Raw genomic sequence first — 6105 nt, forward strand, 5'->3', positions numbered from 1 at the left:
ATTTTTTTCAGGGTTACTTAGGAGTCCAAATTATAATTTGGAATTTTATTTAAATGTAGTTTATTAATACTACTGATTGAAGTGCGGAATGTGGGCTGTAACGCTGCATGAGATTGGTTCGGTGCGTTAACGAAGTAACGCACCCTACAAGATATGGGTACGCACTTAAGTAAAATCCATTCATACGTAGGGTGTGTTAGCGTCAGCGTAACACACCGATAATCAGCATATAGATGGTGCGTTACATTTCATTAACGCACCCTACAAGATCAGCGATCGCACTCGCTTTATACCTGAAAGACCGTTGTTGATTGCAATACCTTCGCCAATTTACGAGGGTAAGTTGATATATTAACTCCCTTGTCTCTTGGGTTCGGCAAAAACAATAAGTCCTAAAAATTACTTCAAGGTTGACCGCAGCTTTTTTTACGTATCACCTGCATGGTAAAGGGTTTGAGTCTTCAAGCTACCTTGTAAACTAAAGGCCCTTGTATCAGTCTTTTTGCCATTTTTGCCAAAATTTTAGTAGGCTCTTATTTTGGCAAAGGTATTGTGATTGAATATCCTTTAGATATTTCTTTTGGAATTAGATAGGTTTATTGGATATTAGCCAAATTTCTTGCATCTTGCGCGAACTTACTTCGCTCTTGACTGTTCCATATCTGGGTAAAAGTATGAAGGGTAATGTTGGGATATTTTTCGTGAAGTTTATCCATTCCTTCGTTCCAATCCACGTCTTCTCCGCTTATAATATACTCCTTATAGAAAAGGAAGCGCCGCATTTGTGTATCCGTTGCGTTCCCTTTTAAAATTACGCCCTGTTGTTGTCCTAGCGGATTAAGTCCTTGATGCGTTATATCCGCAGCTACATCATTCAGAGCGTTAGCTTGGATTCCTCCAGCATAAAGCTTCGTTGTAATGTGGTATCCAGCATTGCCTGATTGTAGGGGGGTTGTAAGATCCACCCACACATGAGTGTTGCCAACCAGACGGTGATAGTCGGGTCGTGATGCTCCGATACGCATTTGGGTCTGCCATCCCAGTTGCTGAGCTATGGGGTTCAATTGTTCCTCAACGCACATACCCCATAGAGCAGGGGTCGGGTTGGTGATATATGCTTGCTGAGTGGCTGTTGGCTGTACGTTTGCTTGTTGTACCACTTGTTGTACCACTTGAGAGGCTCTAGCTTCCGCAACACCAACTTGCTGATCAAGCGCATTAATAAATCCTATTTCGGCTTGGGTCGGTAGAAAGACTGGACTTTGGGAAACCACTCGTTGAATTATTGGTCGCTCAGTTGCTGAGTTAGAGGCTTGATTTCCTTGATCTGGGACTAAGATATTTATAAGTTCTTGTTTTGCTCTTTGCACCGTACCCCCACCCTGCTGCACCACATGGGTCAACTCATGTGCCAACAACTCCTGCCCCCCACGACTGCTCGGCTCATACGCTCCCTGCCGAAAGAACACATCCTGCCCCGTGGTAAACGCTTTCGCCTGAATTGACTGATTCAACTGGTCAGCCTGAGAATCTGTATGCACTCGCACATCTCTAAAGTCAGCCCCAAACGCCTGCTCCATCGGTTCTCTGATGTTATCTGCTAAGGACTGTCCACCCCCCCTTGCCCGTTGTATCCCAGCTTCAACATCTGCTGATGCAGCCATGCCACCGTTTGTTACACGCTGTACTATCGGTTGCATTTGGAGGTCGTCTTTGTCTTCAGGCATCTGACGCTGTACTGCTTCGCTTTGACCTGATACCGCAGGCGCATTAATTTGCTGTACTACCTCACGCGCTACACTATCTGCTTCCTGCTCGTATTTATCCCCTACCTCACCAATCGTCAGCTTCGCCTGCACTTGTGTTGTGCTTCGAGCAGCTAACAACCGATTCGCTGCCCTATTTCCTATTGTCTCTTGAAGGGTTAAGACCTCATCTGCACTTAGCGAACTGGGATCAGCTTTCGCCCTTTGAACTATCGAATGCACATCATTTGTTATTCCTATTGTTGTCGGCTGCTTTTGCACAGCCTTATTGCTTTTGGGCAATATCTGCCCTTGCTGACGATAGAACATAAGATTATCCTCAAATGTAAATTAATTTTTTTGTCAATCTTCTATAATAAAATGCTAGTTCTGCCGTGCTAAACTTTAGTTGTTTCTAAATACAAGCAACAAAATTTAATAATCTGAAAATCCTAGAGCTTTTTAAACAAAAATATCAAGTAAAAGCTGAAAGAACGTTTTTTAACGCTTATAAATAATCTTACAGATAAATCTACTAAAAACATCTTGATTTTTTTAAATTGCTAAATTATTGAATTAACAGCAATCACAGAGGATTTTATGGGAAAACCAGCAGCTAGAATCACGGATAGAGTACAACATCCTTTGCCACCAGTTCTCACACCAGGTACTACTGGTAGCCCAAATGTCATGATTGGTGGTAAACCTGCTTGGCGAGGTCTTCCTTCTGCTCAGGCAGCAATTGTTAGTGCAGCCAAGCAAGTTGCTGATACATTAGTTCAAACTGCTGAACAACTAACTAAGGCTGCTAACTTTCCTCCAGCTAAAGTTGTTGCTTTTGCTGCGGAACAAGCTACTAAGACAGCTGTTGCAACATCAATGACTAGTTTGATTGCCACTAGTGCTTCTACTGCTGCTGCCACTACTGCTGCATCAGGTTCATTTGGTACTGTGGATCTCCATGCTTGCATGACTCCTTCTCCTATCCCTCCCCACGGAGTAGGCGTAGTAATTGATGCTAGTAGCACTGTATTAATCAATGGCTTACCAGCTTGCTTTGAGGGAAATACAATTCTCGAACCGCTTGGTTCTCCAAATAAAATTACTGGCGGCTGTTCAAATGTTTTGATTGGAACTGGGCCAGCATCACCTATTTCTGTTGATATTAGTAGCATTGCTACCTCTATGACTAATCAAGCTGCTCAAGCGTCACAAAAAGCGGCACAAGATGTGCAAGAGAAAGCTAAACAAGCATCAGAGGGGTCGTAAAGATTTAAATTTGTTCGTTGACCAGTTTTTGAATTTAAAATTCAAAATTCAAAATAAAAAGAAATAAAAATTTTTAATTTATTAATTCTGGGTACAAGCCCCCACCGATTCAAAAAATCAGTGGTCTATTCTGCGGGAAGGCTTCACCTACAATCAGTGGCGGGTTTTAAGCCCCCAATGATTGTAATTTTGAATTTTGAATTGTTTTTGACTCCATATTCTCCTTCCTCGTCTATAAATAAATACTTTGCTTCTTAATGCTTTCTTTGCTCTAATAATCTAAAATCTAAAATTACAACTGCCCCACATACTCCCCAAATTCCCCCTCCATCAACACCTTCCCCATCTTCTGGTACTCCCGCCGAGTCGCACGTACCAAGTGACACATTTGTACCACCCCACCATCATCTGCTGCCAAAAAAGCTGCTGCCAGCACAATATTGCGTATATTCCCCCCCGCAATCTCAAAACGCCGCGCCATAAAATCCAAATCTAATTCTGCACTACGAGGAATAGCGTCTGGCCAAAGGTTTTGCCAAATGTGGCGACGATGCTTCTCATCCGGTAAAGGAAAATCGAGGGTAAAATGCAATCGCCGCACAAACGCTTCATCCATATTTTTGCGAAAATTCGTCGCCAAAATCACTACGCCATTATACTCCTCCATTCTTTGCAAGAGGTAGCTGACCTCAAGGTTGGCGTAGCGGTCATGGGCATCACTTACCTCGGTACGCTTGCCAAATAGGGCATCAGCTTCATCAAAAAAGAGAATTGCATTACTAGTTTCTGCCTCTTGGAAGATGCGGGATAGGTGCTTTTCTGTTTCGCCAATATACTTACTGACCACTGCCGAAAGGTCTATTTTATATAAGTCTAACTCCAATTCTCCTGCTACAACCTCAGCCGCCATTGTTTTACCTGTTCCTGGAGGCCCTGCAAATAGAATGTTTAGTCCTTTGCCTAAAGACAGCTTTTTCTCAAAACCCCACTCGTCATAAACCAAGCTACGATATTTAACATAATTACAAAGTTCTTGTATTGTATTTTTTTGCTCATCCGGTAAGATAATGTCTGACCACTTGTAGCGTGGTGTAATCTTGCGAGCCATTTCGCTTAACTGGCGATTTGATTGCAAGCGACAGGCAGCGATTAGGTTATTTATAGTTATCTGCCCTTGCGTTGGATCTTGCCAACAAGCTAAATTACGTGCTGTAGCTGCCGCATCCCGAATTTGTCCACCACTAAAACGGAATTTGTTAGCCAAATCCTGTAAAGGTGCAATGCCTTGCTCCCCTATAAACCTCGTCCATAACTCTACCCGTTGGGCTGCTGTCAGGAGAGGAAATTCCACTCGCAAAAAGGTCAAGTCTGATTGTGCATTAGATGGTTCCCAGATAGTGTTACCTGCTAAAAAGGTCAGCAATTGCATTTCCTGCACTTGGTGCAGTAATGCTAACCGCCAAGCGGCTTTGTCCGAAGCTAAAAGTGCGTCAAAACCTTCAAAGTATATAGCCACTGACTGTAACACCGCTTCACGGTAAGCTAGAGCAATAATTGTTTCAAATTCTCTCGATTCCGCTGATAATAGTCTTTCTAACTCTACTGTCAACAACCCAATTCCCAATTCCTGACAAAATGCCTCGGCAGTAGTATGCTTGCCAACTCCGTAAGTTCCTTGGAAGTAAAATATTGGTCTGGTTTTAATTATTTGTTTCTCCAAGGCTAGTAAGCCTAAGCGTTCTTTAATTTCCAGTGGTAGTAACAAATCTTCAAGTTTTACTTGAGGACAGGTGTATTTAGCATAGGGTAAAAGCCGGGTGTCGAGTTCGTCATTACCAAGTAAATAATTAACTACCCGTTCATCGACTTTGAGATATTTACTCAGCAGTGGTGGTTGCTGCTGTGACGAATCATCAAATAAATGCAGCAGTTGATGTTTGAGTAGGGGAGCAGTAGGCAGAAAACGTTGACGTGCTGAGAGCTTACTTTTGAAATCTGCACATAGTAAATTTAACACCAAATCTACAGAGGGTCGCTTCTTTCTTACGTCATCTTGGAGATAAGCACAAAGACGCTCGTAACCCAAATCTAATTCTGGAGCTAAACAAATTAATAGCGTATCTCTGTCAAGTGGTGTGAGCTGAAAGTGACAAACTAGTTCATACAAGCGTAATTTGATGTCTTTTTGAATACTCCCAGTTTGGCGTTGAGCGATATCAGCAGTCATTCCTTCTAGAGCAGTTTGAACCTCGATTGAAGACAATGGTGTTGGAATATTTGCCCAACGGGGTAAACCTATGGGTTGTCTTAGGAGTTCCTCTATCTCTTGTTCGGAAATGAGAAGTCCCTGCAATTCATTGTCACTTGGCTGGATGTGCTGCATTCTCCAGACTTGGACTCGAATCAGCAGGTCAATTCTCTCTAGCTCTGCCAAAATATGCTCAACTGAGGTTGGATAATATTCCATTGTTCTTGTTACTATAATCTCAACCAAGTTGATAGATTATTATCATCAAGCCAAGCAATTTTTTGCATTTTTGTTTTGAGAGATTCTATTTCTATCTTTAAACTAGTTATCTCTTGATTTGTCGTTAAGTCCCGTTCTGTCTTGAAAGATTGCAACTCTCTAATTTGAGTCTGGAGAGTTTTGAATACTGGCTGTTTTTTCAGATTTTCTATTTCTGATTTCAGCATTGTGATTTCAATAAGTGTAGTTAGATCATTATCCTTGTTATTTGCTTCTAACTCTGTTTTAAAGGACTGAATTTTTGCTAGTTGATTTTGGATTTCTGTTAGTTGATGGGAATTTTTAAGCGATTCTATCTCAGACTTGAGGGATGGAATTTCTGCTAGTTGATTTTGGATTTCTGTTAGTTGATGGGAATTTTTGAGTGATTCTATCTCAGACTTGAGAGATTGAAGTTCTGCTAGTTGATTTTGGATTTCTGTTAGTTGATGGGAATTTTTGAGCGATTCTATCTCAGACTTGAGGGATGGAAGTTCTGCTAGTTGATTTTGGATTTCTGTTAGTTGATGGGAATTTTTGAGCGATTCTATCTCAGACTTGAGGGATGGAATTTCTGCTAGTTGA

4 protein-coding genes are annotated in these 6105 nt (G+C 41.8%); 1 reads left to right on the plus strand and 3 read right to left on the minus strand.

Annotation, left to right across the window (positions count from 1 at the left end; all coding sequences use genetic code 11):
* Positions 1-596 precede the first annotated feature (596 nt).
* Positions 597-2075 carry an eCIS core domain-containing protein gene (locus V7K32_RS26580; RefSeq protein WP_334997593.1) on the minus strand — a complete coding sequence of 493 codons (1479 nt, stop codon included), beginning with the start codon at positions 2073-2075 and terminating at the stop codon, positions 597-599.
* Positions 2076-2345: 270 nt separating this feature from the next.
* Between V7K32_RS26580 and V7K32_RS26585 the strand changes: the two genes are divergently transcribed.
* Complete coding sequence (locus V7K32_RS26585) at positions 2346-3014, plus strand: hypothetical protein (protein WP_334997595.1); 669 nt, start codon at positions 2346-2348, stop codon at positions 3012-3014.
* 292 nt (positions 3015-3306) lie between these two features.
* Here the strand turns inward: V7K32_RS26585 and V7K32_RS26590 are convergent, their stop codons facing one another.
* Both V7K32_RS26590 and V7K32_RS26595 read right to left on the minus strand, forming a co-directional pair.
* The gene (locus tag V7K32_RS26590; RefSeq protein WP_334997597.1) at positions 3307-5481 is read right to left on the minus strand and encodes an AAA family ATPase; all 2175 of its coding nucleotides are present in this window, start codon (positions 5479-5481) and stop codon (positions 3307-3309) included.
* An 11-nt stretch (positions 5482-5492) separates the two neighbouring features.
* Positions 5493-6105: hypothetical protein (locus V7K32_RS26595; protein WP_442938809.1), on the minus strand; the 613-nt coding region annotated here is incomplete at its 5' end.

The sequence above is a fragment of the Nostoc sp. genome (genome assembly GCF_036917635.1).
Lineage (GTDB): Bacteria > Cyanobacteriota > Cyanobacteriia > Cyanobacteriales > Nostocaceae > Nostoc.

Coding starts and splice junctions, on each gene's coding strand:
- V7K32_RS26585 (WP_334997595.1), top strand. CDS start 2,346: ATGGGAAAACCAGCAGCTAGAATCACGGATAGAGTACAACATCCTTTG.
- V7K32_RS26590 (WP_334997597.1), bottom strand. CDS start 5,481: ATGGAATATTATCCAACCTCAGTTGAGCATATTTTGGCAGAGCTAGAG.
- V7K32_RS26580 (WP_334997593.1), bottom strand. CDS start 2,075: ATGTTCTATCGTCAGCAAGGGCAGATATTGCCCAAAAGCAATAAGGCT.